At 74.1% G+C, this 15,806-nt stretch carries 12 protein-coding genes; 5 read left to right on the forward strand and 7 right to left on the reverse strand.

Going from position 1 to position 15,806, the window contains the following annotated elements:
* Positions 1-347 precede the first annotated feature (347 nt).
* Positions 348-797 carry a PTS glucose transporter subunit IIA gene (locus ABZ883_RS30140; protein ID WP_360911631.1) on the forward strand — a complete coding sequence of 150 codons (450 nt, stop codon included), beginning with the start codon at positions 348-350 and terminating at the stop codon, positions 795-797.
* Between the two features lie 80 nt (positions 798-877).
* Positions 878-2,548, forward strand: a complete 1,671-nt coding sequence (gene ptsP, locus ABZ883_RS30145) for a phosphoenolpyruvate--protein phosphotransferase (RefSeq protein ID WP_360911635.1) — start codon at positions 878-880, stop codon at positions 2,546-2,548.
* A 78-nt stretch (positions 2,549-2,626) separates the two neighbouring features.
* Here ptsP and ABZ883_RS30150 read toward each other — a convergent pair whose 3' ends face one another.
* Positions 2,627-3,565: a hypothetical protein gene (locus ABZ883_RS30150; protein WP_360911637.1), complete on the reverse strand. Its 939-nt coding sequence runs from the start codon at positions 3,563-3,565 to the stop codon at positions 2,627-2,629.
* A gap of 145 nt (positions 3,566-3,710) precedes the next feature.
* Positions 3,711-5,726, reverse strand: coding sequence for an acetoacetate--CoA ligase (locus ABZ883_RS30155; RefSeq protein ID WP_360911638.1), 2,016 nt, complete (start codon positions 5,724-5,726; stop codon positions 3,711-3,713).
* Positions 5,727-5,944: 218 nt separating this feature from the next.
* Here ABZ883_RS30155 and ABZ883_RS30160 point away from each other — a divergent pair, with 218 nt between their 5' ends.
* Positions 5,945-8,299 (forward strand): glycoside hydrolase family 31 protein, encoded by a 2,355-nt coding sequence (locus tag ABZ883_RS30160; RefSeq protein ID WP_360911640.1) that lies wholly within the window; start codon positions 5,945-5,947, stop codon positions 8,297-8,299.
* On the opposite strand, the gene ABZ883_RS30165 is transcribed toward ABZ883_RS30160, so the two are convergent.
* Complete coding sequence (locus ABZ883_RS30165) at positions 8,293-8,802, reverse strand: NUDIX domain-containing protein (RefSeq protein WP_360911642.1); 510 nt, start codon at positions 8,800-8,802, stop codon at positions 8,293-8,295. The genes ABZ883_RS30160 and ABZ883_RS30165 overlap by 7 nt on opposite strands.
* 89 nt (positions 8,803-8,891) lie before the next feature.
* Here ABZ883_RS30165 and ABZ883_RS30170 point away from each other — a divergent pair, with 89 nt between their 5' ends.
* The gene (locus ABZ883_RS30170; RefSeq protein ID WP_360911644.1) at positions 8,892-10,283 is read left to right on the forward strand and encodes a VWA domain-containing protein; all 1,392 of its coding nucleotides are present in this window, start codon (positions 8,892-8,894) and stop codon (positions 10,281-10,283) included.
* Here ABZ883_RS30170 and ABZ883_RS30175 read toward each other — a convergent pair.
* From ABZ883_RS30175 to ABZ883_RS30190, 4 genes are read right to left on the reverse strand one after another with little or no spacing between them, the layout of a single operon-like run.
* Positions 10,214-11,521, reverse strand: a complete 1,308-nt coding sequence (locus ABZ883_RS30175; protein ID WP_360911646.1) for an adenylosuccinate synthetase — start codon at positions 11,519-11,521, stop codon at positions 10,214-10,216. The two genes, ABZ883_RS30170 and ABZ883_RS30175, sit on opposite strands and share 70 nt — an antisense overlap.
* Positions 11,522-11,552: 31 nt before the next feature.
* Positions 11,553-12,563, reverse strand: a complete 1,011-nt coding sequence (locus ABZ883_RS30180) for a hypothetical protein (RefSeq protein ID WP_360911648.1) — start codon at positions 12,561-12,563, stop codon at positions 11,553-11,555.
* 20 nt (positions 12,564-12,583) lie between these two features.
* On the reverse strand, positions 12,584-13,585 hold the full coding sequence (locus ABZ883_RS30185) for a molecular chaperone DnaJ (protein ID WP_360911650.1): 1,002 nt from the start codon (positions 13,583-13,585) through the stop codon (positions 12,584-12,586).
* Positions 13,582-14,466 carry an NUDIX domain-containing protein gene (locus ABZ883_RS30190; RefSeq protein WP_360911652.1) on the reverse strand — a complete coding sequence of 295 codons (885 nt, stop codon included), beginning with the start codon at positions 14,464-14,466 and terminating at the stop codon, positions 13,582-13,584. The genes ABZ883_RS30185 and ABZ883_RS30190 overlap by 4 nt, the downstream gene beginning before the upstream one ends.
* A gap of 608 nt (positions 14,467-15,074) precedes the next feature.
* Between ABZ883_RS30190 and ABZ883_RS30195 the strand changes: the two genes are divergently transcribed.
* On the forward strand, positions 15,075-15,806 hold the full coding sequence (locus ABZ883_RS30195; RefSeq protein ID WP_360911654.1) for an MIP/aquaporin family protein: 732 nt from the start codon (positions 15,075-15,077) through the stop codon (positions 15,804-15,806).

The following is a 15,806-nucleotide window of genomic DNA, read 5'->3' on the forward strand; positions in this document are numbered from 1 at the left end:
GCTTCCTTCGAGACCGTTTCACCGGCCCCTCCGGGCTTTCCCTTCGTTGTCACCAGCTTATCAGACTCTTTCGGGCCCGATTCCCGCCGGCGGGGATTCTTGCTTTCCTGCTTTCCTGCTTTCGCGTTCCGGCCTTTCGACTTTCCCGCTTCACCGACTTTAGCAGATGCTTTCCGTCGGATTTACCACCCGAATACGAGGACACACGTTTCCGCAGTGACTCGTCCCGGGGGTTGTCCCAACCTAGTGGACCCGCCCGGTCGGAGCAAATCCGCTGCCCAGAGGTGTGGGGGGTCGGGAGGGGGTGGCAGACTAAGTGGTCTGGACCACTTGCAGGAGGCTTCACTATGACGACTGTTTCGGCGCCCCTGAGCGGGCGAGTCATCGGACTGGCCGCCGTGCCCGACCCCGTGTTCTCCGGCGCGATGGTCGGTCCCGGCACGGCGGTCGACCCCGTGCGCGAGCCGTCCACGGCGGTGTCCCCGGTCGACGGGGTGGTGGTCTCCCTGCACCCGCACGCGTTCGTCGTGGTCGACGCGGAGGGCCACGGTGTGCTGACGCACCTGGGCATCGACACGGTGCAGCTGGGCGGCGCGGGCTTCGAGGTGCTCGTCGCCAAGGGCGACACCGTGGCGCGCGGCCAGGCGATGGTGCGCTGGAACCCGGCGGCGGTCGAGGCCGCCGGCAAGTCCCCGGTGTGCCCGGTGGTGGCCCTCGAGGCGACGCCGGAGTCACTGTCCGGGGTCGTGGAGGACGCCGACGTGGTCGTCGGGGCCACCCTCTTCTCCTGGACGTAGCCTTTTCGGCAAGGCCACTCCCGACGCAGTTGAACAAGGAACGCGGTCGCGTACGTCCGCGACAACCGGAGACGGGTGAGATGGAGACAACGCTGCGAGGCGTCGGTGTCAGCCACGGTGTGGCGATCGGCGAGGTACGGCACATGGGCACCGCGGTGCTGGAGCCCCCGGCCAAGCAGATTCCGGCCGAGGAGGCGCCGCGGGAGCAGGCACGGGCACGGCAGGCCGTCGAGGCGGTCGCCAACGACCTGATCGCGCGCGGCAATCTGGCCGGCGGCGAGGCGCAGGCGGTACTGGAGGCCCAGGCGCTGATGGCGCAGGACCCCGAGCTGATGGCCGACGTGGAGCGGCGCATCGCGGTGGGGAGTTCGGCGGAGCGCGCGGTGTACGACGCCTTCGCCTCGTACCGGGCGCTGCTGGCGAACGCGGGTGAGTACCTGGCGGGCCGGGTCGCGGACCTGGACGACGTGCGGAACCGCATCGTGGCGCGCCTGCTCGGCGTGCCCATGCCGGGTGTGCCGGACAGCGACGAGCCGTACGTGCTGATCGCGCGGGACTTGGCGCCCGCGGACACGGCACTGCTGGACCCGTCGCTGGTGCTGGGGTTCGTGACCGAGGAGGGCGGCCCCACCAGTCACAGCGCCATTCTGGCCCGGGCCCTCGGGGTGCCCGCCGTGGTGGCGCTGCCGGGCGCGACGGAACTGACCGAGGGCACGGTCGTCGCGGTGGACGGCAGCACCGGCGACATCTTCGTCGATCCGGGCAAGGAGCGGCGGGCGGAACTGGCGAAGGCGGCGGCGGAGCGCAGGGCCGCGCTCGCGGCGTCGTCGGGGCCGGGCGCGACCTCCGACGGGCACATGGTGCCGTTGCTCGCGAACGTCGGAGGGCCGGCCGATGTCCCCGCGGCGGTCGCGGCGGGTGCCGAGGGTGTCGGTCTGTTCCGTACGGAATTCCTGTTCCTGGACGATTCGAAGAAGGCTCCTTCCGAGGAGAAGCAGGTCGAGGCGTACCGGCAGGTGCTGGAGGCCTTTCCCGAGGGCCGGGTCGTGGTGCGGGTGCTGGACGCGGGCGCGGACAAGCCGCTGGAGTTCCTGACGCCGGCGGACGAGCCGAATCCGGCGCTGGGCGTGCGGGGGCTGCGGACGCTGCTGGCCCACCCGGACGTGCTGCGGACGCAGTTGCGGGCGCTGGCCACGGCCGCCGAGGGGCTTCCGGTGTACCTGGAGGTCATGGCGCCGATGGTGGCGGACCGCATCGACGCCAAGGCGTTCGCGGACGCGTGCCGGGAGGCCGGTCTGCGGGCGAAGTTCGGTGCGATGGTCGAGATCCCGTCGGCCGCGCTGCGGGCGAGGTCGATCCTGCAGGAGGTCGAGTTCATTTCGCTGGGGACCAACGACCTGGCGCAGTACACCTTCGCGGCGGACCGCCAGGTCGGGTCGGTCTCGCGGCTCCAGGACCCGTGGCAGCCGGCGCTGCTGGACCTGGTGGCGGCGTCGGCCGAGGCGGCGCGCGCGGAGGGCAAGAGCTGTGGTGTGTGCGGCGAGGCGGCCTCCGATCCGCTGCTGGCGTGTGTGCTGACGGGTCTGGGCGTGACCAGTCTGTCGATGGGCGCGGCATCGCTGCCCTACGTCCGGGCGACGCTGGCGAAGTACACGCTGGCGCAGTGCGAGCGTGCCGCGGCGGCGGCGCGGGCGACGGACACGGCCGACGAGGCGCGCCGGGCGGCGCAGGCGGTGCTGTCCGGCGAGTGAGGTGGACGCGGTTCCGACGAGGGGCGTCCCGCCGGTGTGCGGGGCGCCCCTCGGCGCGTCGGCGGCGGCCGCGTGCGGTCAGTCCTCCGGTGGCGGGAGGGGGAAGCCGGGGCGGTGGACGACGCCCGGCTCGGGCGGGACGGGTTCGCCGGTCTCGGCGTCCGTGCAGTAGGCGTTGAAGACCTCGGCCTCGCTCAGCGGCCTGAGCCAGCCGTCGCGCAGCGTCCAGCCGCGGACCTCGTCGGGTGGCCCGTCCCCGGGGCCGCCCCGTCCCGCGGAGCCCGGGGAGAGGGCGGTGCTGCGCACGACGAGTCCGCCGGGGCTGTCCGTCGCCAGGCCGGCGGCCAGGACGGTGCAGCAGACCAGCGCCTCGGCCTCGGCGAGGTGGACCATGCCGTGCTCGTCGCAGCGGGCGTGCATCGCCGCGAGGAGGGTGGTGTCCTCGGTGGGGACGCTGCACACCACGTGGTGGCTGCCGGGGCCCGCGGTCTCCAGGAGGCGGGTCAGCGCGTGGGAGGCGCGGTCGAAGGAGGTGCGGGCGAGGTCGTCGCCGCAGCACGCGCAGTCCCCGGCGCGCGCGAGGATGTCGCCGGCGAGCTCCCAGGTCGCCTGGCGGGTCGTCTCGTACTCGATCTGCGTGACGAGGTGTTCCAGTGCCTGGCCCGCGTAGGGGACGGTGGGTCCGGAGGCGGTGACGTCCGCCGCGTAGCGCGCCCGGGCGCGGGAGGTGTCGGGGTCGCCGCCGGTGTCCGCGCAGTAGTGGGCGTACTCGCCCGGGTCGAAGACCCCGACGCGGACGTGGATGCCGCGGGAGGTCAGTGTGCGCAGCAGCCCCTCCATGCGGCGCAGGTACTCGGCGTGGTCGTGGAACCGGAAGCTGCGGTAGCCGCGCATGGCGGCGAAGTCCGCGGCGCAGGTCAGGAGTGCGACGGTGGTCGGGGCCTCGCGGCGCAGGGCGCGGCGGCCGGTCCTGACGGTGCGGCGGGCGGTCTTCGCGCGGTTCTTGGTGTGGGTCATGGCTCCCCCTGGGTGCGACGGTGCGACGCTGTGACGACCTGGCGGTCAATGCTCACTCACCGTAACCGAGGGCACTGACAGTGACGGTCCCGGCCGCGTCGGGGGCGGTGGGGGTCGCCCTGAGGCGGGCGGCCCCGGCCCGGTTTCAGCCGCGGGTGCGGGCCAGTTCCTCGTAGAACGCCAGGAGCCGGATGTCGTCGACGGAGCCGGGGTTGACGGCCTTGGCGAGCGGGGTGCCCTGGAGGAGTTTCTTGACGGGCACCTCGATGCGCTTGCCGGTGAGGGTGTGCGGGATGCCGGGGACCGGGATGATCTCGTCGGGCACGTGCCGGGGCGAGAGCTGCTCGCGGATGGTGCGCTTGACCTTGTCGCGCAGGGTGTCGTCGAGTTCGGCGCCCTCGGCGAGCTGGACGAACAGCGGCATCCAGTAGCCCCCGTCGGGCTGTTCGACGCCGATGACGAGGGACTCGCGGATCTCGGGGAGGCGTTCGACGGCCTCGTAGATGTCGGCGGAACCCATGCGGACGCCCTGGCGGTTGAGCGTGGAGTCCGAGCGTCCGTGGATGACCACCGTGCCGCGGGAGGTGAGGGTGATCCAGTCGCCGTGCCGCCAGACGCCGGGGTACATCTCGAAGTAGCTCTCGCGGTAGCGGGCGCCGTCGGGGTCGTTCCAGAAGTGGATCGGCATGGACGGCATGGGGTTGGTGACGATCAGCTCGCCGACCTCGTCGGTGACGGGTTTGCCGTACGGGTCCCAGGCCTGGAGGTCGGTGCCCAGGCAGGGCGCCTGGAGCTCGCCGATGTACACCGGGAGGGTCGGCACGCCGCCCGCGAAGCAGCTGCACACATCCGTGCCGCCGCTGACGGAGGCGATCCAGAGGTCCTCCTTGACCTCGTCGTGGATCCAGCGGAAGGCGTCCGGCGGGAGCGGGGAACCGGTGGTGGCCACACACGTGACGGCCGAGAGGTCGTGGTCGCGGCCCGGGTGCACGCCGGCCTTGCGGCAGGCGATGACGTACGCGGCGGAGGTGCCGAAGACGGTGGTGCCGGTGCGCTCGGCGACCCCCCACTGGGCGCCGGTGTCCGGGAAGCCGGGGCTGCCGTCGTACAGGACGATCGTGGAGCCGGCGAGCAGGCCGCCGACGAGGAAGTTCCACATCATCCAGCCGGTGGAGGTGTACCAGAAGAAGCGGTCCTGCGGCCCGAGGTCCATGTGGAGCCCGGTCTGCTTCAGGTGCTCCAGCAGGATGCCGCCCTGCGACTGGACGATCGCCTTGGGCAGGCCGGTGGTGCCGGAGGAGTACAGCACCCACAGCGGGTGGTCGAAGGGGACCTGCTCGTACGCCGGTTCCCGGTCGCCGGAGACCAGGGCGTCCCACTCCAGCGTCCCCTCGGGCGCCGCGGTGCCCAGCAGCGGGATGTGCACGACGGCGCGCAGCGAGGGCAGTTCGCCGCGCAGTTCGGCCACGACGGCGGTGCGGTCGTGCTCCTTGCCGCCGTAGCGGTAGCCGTCGATGGTGAACAGGACGACGGGCTCGACCTGCTGGAAGCGGTCCAGGACGCTGCGGGCGCCGAAGTCGGGCGCGCAGGAGGTCCACACACCGCCGACCGCGGCGGTGGCGAGCAGCGCGACGACCGCCTGCGGGACGTTGGGGAGGTAGCCGCTCACCCGGTCGCCGGGGCGGACCCCGAGGGCGCGCAGTTCATGGGCGAGGGAGGCGACCTGGCGGTGCAGTTCCGCCCATGTCGTCGCCCCGATGTCGTGCCGCTCGTCGAGGTGGAGCAGGGCGGGCTCACCCGCCCGGGCGGGGTCGCCGGCCGGACGCAGCGCGTGCTCGGCGTAGTTGAGGGTGGCACCGGGGAACCACCGCGCGCCCGGCATGGAGGCGTCGGCGAGCACCGACTCGTACGGGGTGGAGAAGCGCACGTCGAACCACTCGACGACGGCCTGCCAGAAGGCCTCCGGCGCGCGCACCGACCAGGCGTGCAGCGCGGCGTATCCCGCGACGGGGTCGGCGAGGTCGGCCGCGGGCGCGCCGTGGTGCCCGGCGGCCCAGGTCTGGAAGCGTGTCACCTGGGCGCCCGCGACGCGGTCGGGGCCGGGCTGCCACAGCGGCCGCACGGTCTCCGCGGGGGTGGCGGGCTCGGATGTGGTGCTCATGGGGCGGCTCCCGGACGTACGCGGCGCTGCGTGGTGTGCGGTCGGACCGCGGCGGGCGGAATGTCCCGGCGCGCGGATGGGCAGGACGATGCCACGTGATCGTCTTCGGCGCCAGGGCCCACCCCACACATTCGGGGGTGTCACCATGTGCCGGGCCCCCGCTGTGCCGGGGGCCCGCGGGCGGCGGGGCGGCCGGGAACGCTGAAAGGGTGGGGTTCATGGATGCTGGGGACCTGGTGCGGCAGGTGCGCGCGGTCGGATCGGCGAACGGGCTGCGGTCGGTGCGCGCCGCGTGGCGCCGCCACCGGACGGACGCGCGGGACCTGCCGCGGCGGGGCCCCGAGCGGGCGCGGGTGCCGGGGGCGGCCGAGGGCGCGGACCCGCTGCCGGGCGGCGGGCTGGTGCGCTTCGCCCGGTCGAGCCTGCGGGTGCGGGTCACGGCGGGCGGCGCGGTCTTCTGCGGCTGGGACGGGGCGGAGCCGGAGCCGTCGTACGCGCTGGCGGCCGGCTGCCCGGACGCGGACGTCCGGGCGGTGATGGAGCCGGACAAGGACGGCTGGCGGGTGGTGTCGGAGCGGGTCACCGTGACGGTGTCGCGGCACGGCGCGGTGGAGTTCCGCACCCCCGGGGGGCTGCTGCTGCGCAAGGACCTGCCGCCGCGCTGGTGGGACCCGATCGGTGCCCGGGAGGGCACCGAGGCGCGCTGGGTGCAGCGCTCGGAGACGGCGGCGGACGCGGCGGTGTTCGGGCTCGGCGGGCGGGCGTCGGGGCCGCGGCTGGGCGAGGGCTCGTACCGGCTGTGGAACACCGACCCGGACGGGGCCTTCGAGCCGGAGACCGATCCGCTCTACATCACCATGCCGGTGCAGTTGGTGGTGGCGGACGCGGGCAGCCACCTGGTGTTCCACGACAACACCTGGGACGGCCGGGTGACGCTGCGCGACGGCGAGGAGGGCGCGGGGTCGGGCCACGACCGCCCCGGGGGCTGCGAAGTGCGCGTGGACGGCGGCCCGCTGCGCTACTGGGTGATCCCCGGCACGCCGTCGCGCATCCTGACCGCGTGGACGGCGCTGACCGGACGGCCCGCGCTGCCGCCCCGCTGGGCGCTGGGGCACCAGCACTCGCGGTGGGGGTTCGGCTCGGCGGCCGAGGTACGCCGGGTCGTGGCCGGCTACCGGGAGCGGGGGCTGCCGCTGTCGGCGATCCACCTGGACATCGACCACTACGACGGCCACCGGGTCTTCACCGTCGACCGCGAGCGCTTCCCCGATCTGCCCGGACTGGCGGACGAGTTGGGAGCCGGCGGCGTGCGCCTGGTGTCGATCGTCGACCCGGCGGTCAAGGAGGAGCCGGGCAACCCCGTGCACGACAGCGGGGCGGCCGCGGACGCTTTCGTGCGCGACGCCCACGGCGAGACCGTCCGGGGTGTGGTGTGGCCGGGCGAGGCCGTGTACCCCGACTTCACCGACCCGCGTGTGCGCAAGTGGTGGGGCGGGCTGTACGCGGAGCGCCTGGCGCAGGGCTTCGCCGGGGTGTGGCACGACATGAACGAGCCGGTGTCCTTCGCGGCGTTCGGGGACGCGACGCTCCCCCGCTCGGCCCGGCACGCCCTGGAGGGGCGCGGCGGCGACCACCGCGAGGCGCACAACGTCTACGGCCTGGGCATGGCGCGGGCCGGTTACGAGGGGCTGCGCGAACTGCGGCCCGACAGCAGGCCGTTCCTCTTCTCCCGCTCGGGCTGGGCGGGCATGCAGCGCTACGGCGGCACGTGGTCGGGCGACGTCTCGACGGGCTGGCCGGGGCTGCGCGCCTCACTGTCGCTGGTGCTGGGCCTGGGGCTGTGCGGGGTGCCGTACTCGGGGCCGGACGTCGGCGGGTTCACCGGCAGCCCGTCGCCGGAGCTGTATCTGCGCTGGTTCCAGATGGCCGCGTACTTCCCCTTCTTCCGCACACATTCGGCGATCACGGCGGGCCGCCGTGAGCCGTGGGAGTTCGGGCCGCGGGTGCTGGAGGGCGCGCGGGCGGCGCTGCGCGAGCGGGAGCGGCTGATGCCGTACCTGTACACGCTGGCGCACGGGGCGCGGCAGTCGGGCGCCCCCTATGTGCGGCCGGTGTGGTGGGGCGACCCGGAGGACCGCAAACTCCGTTCGTGCGGGGACGCGTTCCTGCTGGGCGACGCGCTGCTGGTGGCCCCCGTGATGGAGCAGGGCGCCACCGAGCGGGCGGTGCGGCTGCCGCGCGGCGTCTGGTACGACACGGCGACCGGCGAGGCGTACCAGGGCCCCGGGCAGGTGCTGCTGCCCGCGCCGCAGGAGCGCATCCCGGTGCTGGCGCGGGCGGGGGCGGTGGTCCCGGTGGCGGAGGACGACGGGTCCGTGGTCCTGGAGGCGTGGGCCCCGCAGGCCGGGCGCACGGGCGGCGGCCTGCTGGTCACCGACGCGGGCGACGGCTGGGCGGAGCCGCGTACGGAGCGTTTCTCCTCCCGGCTCGCGGACGGCGCGGTGGTCGTGACGCGCCAGGGACACGACGAAGTGGGCCGGGCCGTACGGGTGCGAGGCGCCGCCGCTCAGTAGCGGCCGGCGAACCAGTTCCGCACGGCCTCCGTGTGCAGCGGGAAGGCGAGCGGGACGGGCGCGGTGAGGATCTGCCGGGAGTCGGTCTCGTCCGTGGGGACGTCCGGCGGCAGGTCCTCCTCGGCCCGTTCGGGCAGCAGGCCGAAGAGCAGCACATGGCCGGTGTCGCCGCTGAGGGCGTCCGCGAGCCGGACGTCGTCGACGGAGGCCTTGATGCCGGTCTCCTCGTCGAGTTCGCGGACCACGGCCTGCTGCCAGGTCTCGCCGTGGTCGACGAATCCGCCGGGAAGGGCGATCATGCCGCGTGCCGGCTCGATGGTCCGGCGGACGACGACCAGCCCCGTCGTGCCGTCCGTCCGCACGGGCAGCACCGCGATCGCGACCGGCAGCGGGTTGCGGTAGGTGACGTTGCCGCAGACGGGGCAGGTCCGCGGCCATCCGGCGCCGGGGCCGAACGCAGCACCGCAGTAGGAGCAGTGGCTGTCCTTCTGACGATTGGTCACCCGCGGACTGTACCCGGTCCGGTACGGCCTCAGGGTGTCGGCCGCCGATCCCTGTCCGACACGGCGGGTGACAGGGCAGACTGGCCTGCGTGACACCCGAATCCCTGCGAAAGGGCGCCAATCTCCCGGTGCCCGTACCGGCCGTGCGGGCCGTGCTTGACTGGTCGCCGGGCCCCGGCGTGCCCGACGTCGACGCCTCGGCGCTGCTGCTCACCGCCGAGGGGCGGGTGCGTTCGGACGGCGACCTCGTCTTCTACAACCAGCCCGTGCACGGCTCCGAGGCCGTACGGCACGTCGGGAAGCAGCAGGGCCCCGCGCTGGCGACAGACGCCCTCGACGTCGACCTCGCGCGGGTGGAGCCGACCGTCGAGCGCATCGTGCTCTGCGCGTCCGCGGACGGCGGGACCTTCGGGCAGGTGCCGGGGCTCCGGCTGCGCCTGCTGGACGCCCGCAACGGGGCGGAGATCGCGCGCTTCGACATGCGGGCGGAGTCGGAGACGGCGTTCGTCGGCGGGGAGCTGTACCGGCGTTCGGGCGTCTGGAAGTTCCGGGCGGTGGGCCAAGGCTGGGCGTCCGGACTCGCGGGGCTGGCCACCGACTTCGGCATCACCGTCGACGCGCCGGCGGCCCCCGCCGCCCCCGCGGCACCGCCGCCTCCCCCGTTCCCGGTGACGGCGCCCCCGCCCCCGCCCGCGCCGGTCGCGGCCGTACGGCTCACCAAGGGCGAGGAACACCTGCCGCCCGACATGCGCAAGCGCCTGAGCCTGCGCAAGGAGCAGGTGGCCGTCAGCCTGCGCAAGCACGGAGCGGCGGACGTCGTCGCGCGGGTGGTGCTGGTGCTCGACGCGTCCGGCTCGATGAGCGGCCTGTACGCGCGGGGCGTCGTCGCCGGGGTCGTGGAGCGCATGGCGGCGGTCGCCGCGCAGATGGACGACGACGGCGAGATGCAGGCGTGGACCTTCGCCTCCTTCCCGGCGCGTCTGCCGGACCTGCGCCTGGCGGAACTGCCGGAGTGGCTGCGGCTGCACGTGCGGGTCGGCGAGCTGAGCCTGTTCGGCCGGCCGAGAAAACCGCGCGGCGGCATGCAGCCGGGCCAGGTCGACATGCGGTTCGTCGGCATCCAGAACGAGGAGCAGAAGGTCATCGCGGAGGTCCGGGACTTCGTGCGGGCGAACCCGGCGCCGGTGCCGACCCTCGTGCTGTTCTTCTCCGACGGAGGCGTCTACCGCGACGCGCAGATCGAGCGGCAGCTGCGGGAGGCGGTCGAGGAGCCGGTGTTCTGGCAGTTCGTCGGGCTGGGCCGGGCCAACTTCGGTGTGCTGGAACGCTTCGACACATTGCCGGGCCGGCGCGTGGACAATGTGGGGTTCTTCGCCGTGGACGACATCGCGGCCGTGCCGGACGCCGAGCTCTACGACCGGATCCTGTCCGAGTTCCCGTCCTGGCTGACCGCCGCGCGGCAGGCCGGCATCCTGCGCTGAACCTCCCGCTTGTCGGCGGCGGTCGGCCCGTACGACTCCAGGACGACAGGGGCGCCCAGCGCCGCGCCGACCGCCTCCGACCAGGCGTCCGCGTCGGCGCCGGGAACGTCCCAGCGCGCGGGCCGGGCGGTCGCCAGTCGGGCGGTGAGTGCGGCCTGAGCGGTCAGGTCGCCGGTGCGGGGGACGGGCAGCCGGCTCTCCCCGGTGTCGTAGCCGCGGACGAGCCGGAGCTCCGGGCAGCGTGCGGGTGCGTCGAGGTGGGTCAGCGCGAGGGCGTCCACGCCGCCGCACACCTCGGCGGCGTAGGCGTGCGCCACGGCGTCGAAGTGGCCGACACGGAAGGCTCCCTGCCAGGCGCCCGTGCCGTTGTGGGGTTCGGGCAGGAAAGGGGCGAGCCCGGGGTCCTCGGTCATGTGCGGCCCGGGGCCGTGCCGCGTGGTGTACGCGCGGACGACCCCGAGGCGCCGCGCCGTCCGGCCCGACTCGGCCAGCAGGGCCGCGGCGTTGGCGAAGGTCGTCGTCGACCAGGTGGTGTACGGGTGGAAGCCGTGCCACTCGTCGAGGAGCACTCCCTGGGCGCCCTCGAACACCACGGGTCCGGTGCGCAGCACGCGGGCCAGGTGCGCGCCGTCGGTGAGGGTGACGGCGCGGGCGAAGGCGGTGAAGGCGTCGGCGCAGTGCTCCGGCGGCGGGGCGGGCAGGGCGCGCCCGAGCTCGTCGGCCAGGCGGTCGTGCAGGAGGCGCAGCTTGCGCAGGAGCCGGGGGCGGGAGACGCAGTCGCCGGCGGTGGGTGCGTCCTCGGGGTGCGCGAGGGCGTACGCCGCGGTCTCCCCGATGCCCATGCCGCACGAGCCGTGCCGCGCCGCCCCGCGCGCCCGCTCGCGCAGGCGGTTGGCGGCGGCGTGGTAGGGCGTGGTGAGGCGGGCCTCGCGGTCGACGGTCAGCAGGGCGTACGGCGCCGGGACGCCGAGCGCGGTGAGGTGGTCGGCCTCGGCGGCGAGCGCGAGCGGGTCGACCATCATGAAGCGGGACAGGTGCGTCGGCACCCCGTGCAGGGTGCCCGAGCCGAACTGGGCGAAGGTGTGGTGGCGTCCGTCGGCGGTGACGACGTTGTGGGCCGCCTGGGCGCCGCCGTTGAAGCGGACCACGGCGTGGACCGGCCCGGTGGCGCAGAGCCGGTCCACGACGGTGCCCTTGCCGGCGTCGCCGTAGCCGAGGTCGACGACGATGGTGTGCACGGTTCGGGGTCCCTCCGGTGGGGTGGTGCGGTTACAGGCGCGTCGTACCGCGGGAGTCGTCCGCGTCGTCGGTGCCGTCCGCGCCGTCGAGAAGCGACGTGTCCGTCACCGCCACGGCCGAGCGGTCGCGGTCCAGGGCGGCCAGGGCCTTGCCGACGGAGGCGGTGGCCGCGGAGCCGACGTCGGCGAGGTCGTCCAGGCCTTCGGCGAGGTCGATGGCCTCCTCGCCGAGACCGACGGTGAGGGCGATGGTCTCGCAGACGGCGTCGAGGTCGTCCAGCTCGATGACGTTCTGGCCGAGCAGCTTGCGCCAGGTGCCGAGGACCTCGGCGTTGCCGACGTACGAGGAACCCGCCGGCAGGATGTAGTACACGTCGAACTTCTGCCGGAGTTCGGCGACGATCCGTGTGACGGGGATGTCCTCGGGGAGGTCGTCGCCGAGCACCTCGTACACCTCGTCGGCCTTGACCTTGCCGTAGGGCAGCTCGTCGCCGACGAGGAAGAGGTAGCCGCGCCGGCCGCGCTTCTCGTGGCAGTCGAGGGAGGTGTGCCGGGCCATGGCGTAGAGGGCGAGCTCGTACGACTCGGTCATCTGGCCGCCGCCACCGCCCTCCAGAAGGATGTTGCCGAGGTCGTCGTCCATGCGGTTGTCGGACTCGAACTGGCCGAGCTGGAGCGGGACCCGGTCGCAGGTGGCGTCGCCGATCGCGCCGAAGAGGAGCTGCGGGTGCTCGGCGTAGCCCTTGCGCAGCAGCAGGCCGAACAGCTCGGGGAGCTTGGTCTGCAGCACCTGCGGGACGGTCCGCATGGAGCCGGTGACGTCGAAAAGAACGGCGATGGCCAGCGAGGTGGGGTGCTCGTCGGAGTCGCGGCTCTCGCGGACGCCGATGCCCTTCGGGTCGAGCGAGGGGTGCGCGGCCCAGGAACCGCGCGGTGCGGACGAGGTGACGCGGTCGCTGTAGGCGAAGGCGCCGGTGCCGGAGGCGGCGCGGTAGCGCGCGGCGGCGTCGTAGACGTTGGTGGACCAGCTTCCGCTGCCCATGGTGTTTCCCCCTTGGTGGGTCAGGTGCGGGTGCCCGGCATGGTGAACGGGCGGAAGGTGCGCGGGCCGTAGAGGCGTTCCAGGGCCTCGTCGAGCTCCGCGAGCAGCCGCCACGCGTCGTGCGGACGGCGGGCCTCGGCGGGGAGCGTGCAACCGCGGAGGAAGGCGCGCAGCGGCATGGGCGCCCGGTCCCCCATCAGGTGCGCGACGCACTGCGAGGCGAGGTGGATGTCGGTGGCCTCGGTGGCGGGACGCCGGCCGGTGACCTCGGGCGGGTAGAGCGCGCGATGCCGCTCGACGAGCGCCGGGACGGTCGCGCCGCGCTCGGTGGCGTAGCACCAGTCGATCAGGACGAGGCCGTGCCGCGCGGGATGGATCAGGACGTGCTCGGGCAGGACGGCGCCGTGGACGATCCCCGCGCGGTGCGCCCAGCCGAGGGCGACCAGCAGCCGGCGCCACATCCAGGCGGCGTCGCGCGGGTCCAGGCCGCCCGGGTGGAGGGCACGGACCTCGGCGAGGGTGTGGAAGCCGCGCAGCCGCTGGAGGGCGTTGACGCGGCGTTCGGTGCCGTCGGGGCCGCGGTGGCGGAACGACTCGACGAGACGGGGGGCGTAGGCGCGGTGCCGCGCCTCGGCCGCGGTGTGCAGCCGGGTGAGGGCGTCCGCCTCACGCTCCATCAGGTCGTTGTCGGCGGGGCGGCGCGGGATCTTCAGGACGGTGTCCGGGCCGCCGGCGCGCAGCACCGCCAGGTCGCCGGTGGCGAGCACACGGCCGAGCGGGTACGTGCCGCGTGCGGTGGTGAGCACGGGGCCGTCGCCGGTGTGCCGCCGCCACTGGGCGGTGAGCCGCACGAAGGCCGTCTCCGCCTCGGCCGCGCGGCCGGCCGGTGCCGTGTCGGGGTGGAGCAGCCGGGCGAGGCGGCGGTAGTGGCGGGCGGCCTCGGCGCTGTCGGAGGGGAACGGACGCCCCAGGGCGGCCAGCGCCTCGTCGAAGGTGCGCGGCCGGCGGGCGGTGGTGTTCATCGGACGCTCTCCTCCCGGTCGGGGCGGAGCAGTGCGGGATGCAGCAGGCGCGCGTCGCCCGCACGGTAGAGGCGGGCACGGGGGCCGCCCTTGGCACCGCCGCGCGCGGCGGTGGCGCCGGTCGACTCCACGAACCCGGGGACGGAGAGGATCTTGCGGTGGAAGTTCCCCGCGTGCAGGGTCCGCCCCCACACCGCCTCGTAGACGGAGCGGAGTTCGGTGACGGTGAACTCCTCGCCCAGGAAGGCCGTGGCCAGCGGGCTGTACTCGATCTTGGAACGGGCGCGTTCGAGGCCGTCGGCGAGGATCGCGCCGTGGTCGAAGGCGAGCGGCGTGCCGGTGTCGGACGGCAGGACTTCGGCGGACCGGCGGCCGGAACCACCCCCGTGGATCCCGGCCGGCCGGTCCTGCTCCATGGGACGCGGCGGAGCCGGGTCCGGGTTCCCCTCCGGGGCGAGGGACGCCACCGGGACCCACTCGGCCGCGGCGGCGTCGCTGCCGGCGCGGGCCTCGGGGAGGTCAGGGGCGAAGGCGAGATAGGCGACCGAGACGACATGCATGCGCGGGTCGCGGTCGGGTGCGCCGTAGGAGCCGAGCTGTTCGAGGTGGACGCGGCCGAGGCCGCGCTCCTCGTCCAGCCCGGTCTCCTCGGCGAGTTCCCGGGCGGCCGCCCGGTCCAGGGATTCACGGCCGGCCCGCACGAAGCCGCCCGGCAGCGCCCAGGCGCCCTCGAAGGGCTGCGCGCCGCGCCGCACCAGCAGCACGTGGAGCACTCCCTGACGCAGGGTCAGGGCGACGACGTCGACGGTCACGGCGATGGGGTCGAAGGCGCGTGGGTCATAGGCGGCGAGGAAGTCGTCCTCACCCTGCCGGTCCGCCATCCCCCGCCACCTCCGGGTCAGTTGTTCTCACTTCGAGTATTTCTCGCTTCGAGAAGAACCTAGCAGCCGGCCCCGACAGCGTCCAGCCTGTTTTCGTGCGGATTCCGGTCGATCCCGCGCGGACCCCCGCCCCCGCACGGGAGGGCGGCACGGACCCGCGCGACCCGGCGGACGTACGGCCGGACGGACGCCGGTAGGCCGCCGCGCCCGGCCGGCCCGACAGCGAGTAGCTGCGGATCACCGGCGGCCCGTCCGGGCTGGGCCGCATCCGCACGGTCAGGAACTGCCCGGGCAGCCCCGGCGGTACCGGCCGGCCGTCGGCCGCGGCGAGCGTCACCGGCGGACGTACGGCCGGACGGACGCACGGCAGGTCACGGGCGGCCGCGCGGGGGTGACGGCGCACCGGGCCCGTCCTCGACGGCGATGCCACGGCTCGTCGGTGGTCGTAATCAGGTGATCTGTCCGATAGCTTGACGGTTCATCACCCCAGGACAACACTTCCGGGTGGCGCGGAAGCCGGGCGGGAGGCGGGACCCTCTGCACCCGTGTCTCCGTGCGATTCTCTGGCCGGCGCACACCCGACACGTGCGCCCGCAGAAGGAGCCGCCATGTATTCCAACGGAGACGTCTTCGTCGGCGAGATCATCGGAACGGCGATCCTGGTCCTCTTCGGCGCCGGTGTGGTCGCGGGCGTGCTGCTCCACCACTCGAAGGCCCGGGCGTCGGGCTGGATCGTCATCTCCTTCGGCTGGGGGCTCGCCGTCCTCGCCGGCGCCTACACCGCCGGACCGCTGTCCGGCGGCCAGCTCAATCCCGCCGTGACCTTCGGGGTCGCCATCAGCTCGGGCAAGTGGACCCAGGTCCCGTACTACCTGGCCGGGCAGATCGTCGGCGCGATGCTCGGCGCCGTCCTGTGCTGGCTCGTCTACTTCGGCCAGTTCCGGGCCAACGCCGAGGAGGAGGCCCGGCAGCCCACCCTGGCGGTGTTCTCGACGATCCCCGAGATCCGCGTCTGGTGGCAGAACCTCGCCACCGAGACCATCGCCACCATGGGCCTCGTCCTGCCGATCCTGGCCTTCGGCCTGAGCAAGGGCCTCGGCGAGACCGGCACCGGCACCCTCATCGTGGCCCTCCTCGTCACCGGCATCGGCCTGTCGCTCGGCGGGCCCACCGGCTACGCCATCAACCCCGCGCGTGACCTCGGCCCGCGCATCGTCCACTCCGTCCTGCCCATCCCGTTCAAGGGCACCTCGGACTGGACGTACGCGTGGATCCCGGTGGCCGGCCCGCTGCTCGGCGGCGCCCTGTCAGGTCTCATCTACAACGCAGCGTTCAAGTGA

The sequence above is a fragment of the Streptomyces sp. NPDC046977 genome (assembly GCF_040644455.1).
Lineage (GTDB): Bacteria > Actinomycetota > Actinomycetes > Streptomycetales > Streptomycetaceae > Actinacidiphila.

Excerpts from the sequence above, each read along its gene's own strand:
- ABZ883_RS30140 (WP_360911631.1), top strand. The coding sequence starts at position 348 with ATGACGACTGTTTCGGCGCCCCTGAGCGGGCGAGTCATCGGACTGGCC.
- ptsP (WP_360911635.1), top strand. The coding sequence starts at position 878 with ATGGAGACAACGCTGCGAGGCGTCGGTGTCAGCCACGGTGTGGCGATC.
- ABZ883_RS30150 (WP_360911637.1), bottom strand. The coding sequence starts at position 3,565 with ATGACCCACACCAAGAACCGCGCGAAGACCGCCCGCCGCACCGTCAGG.
- ABZ883_RS30155 (WP_360911638.1), bottom strand. The coding sequence starts at position 5,726 with ATGAGCACCACATCCGAGCCCGCCACCCCCGCGGAGACCGTGCGGCCG.
- ABZ883_RS30160 (WP_360911640.1), top strand. The coding sequence starts at position 5,945 with ATGGATGCTGGGGACCTGGTGCGGCAGGTGCGCGCGGTCGGATCGGCG.
- ABZ883_RS30180 (WP_360911648.1), bottom strand. The coding sequence starts at position 12,563 with ATGGGCAGCGGAAGCTGGTCCACCAACGTCTACGACGCCGCCGCGCGC.
- ABZ883_RS30185 (WP_360911650.1), bottom strand. The coding sequence starts at position 13,585 with ATGAACACCACCGCCCGCCGGCCGCGCACCTTCGACGAGGCGCTGGCC.
- ABZ883_RS30190 (WP_360911652.1), bottom strand. The coding sequence starts at position 14,466 with ATGGCGGACCGGCAGGGTGAGGACGACTTCCTCGCCGCCTATGACCCA.
- ABZ883_RS30195 (WP_360911654.1), top strand. The coding sequence starts at position 15,075 with ATGTATTCCAACGGAGACGTCTTCGTCGGCGAGATCATCGGAACGGCG.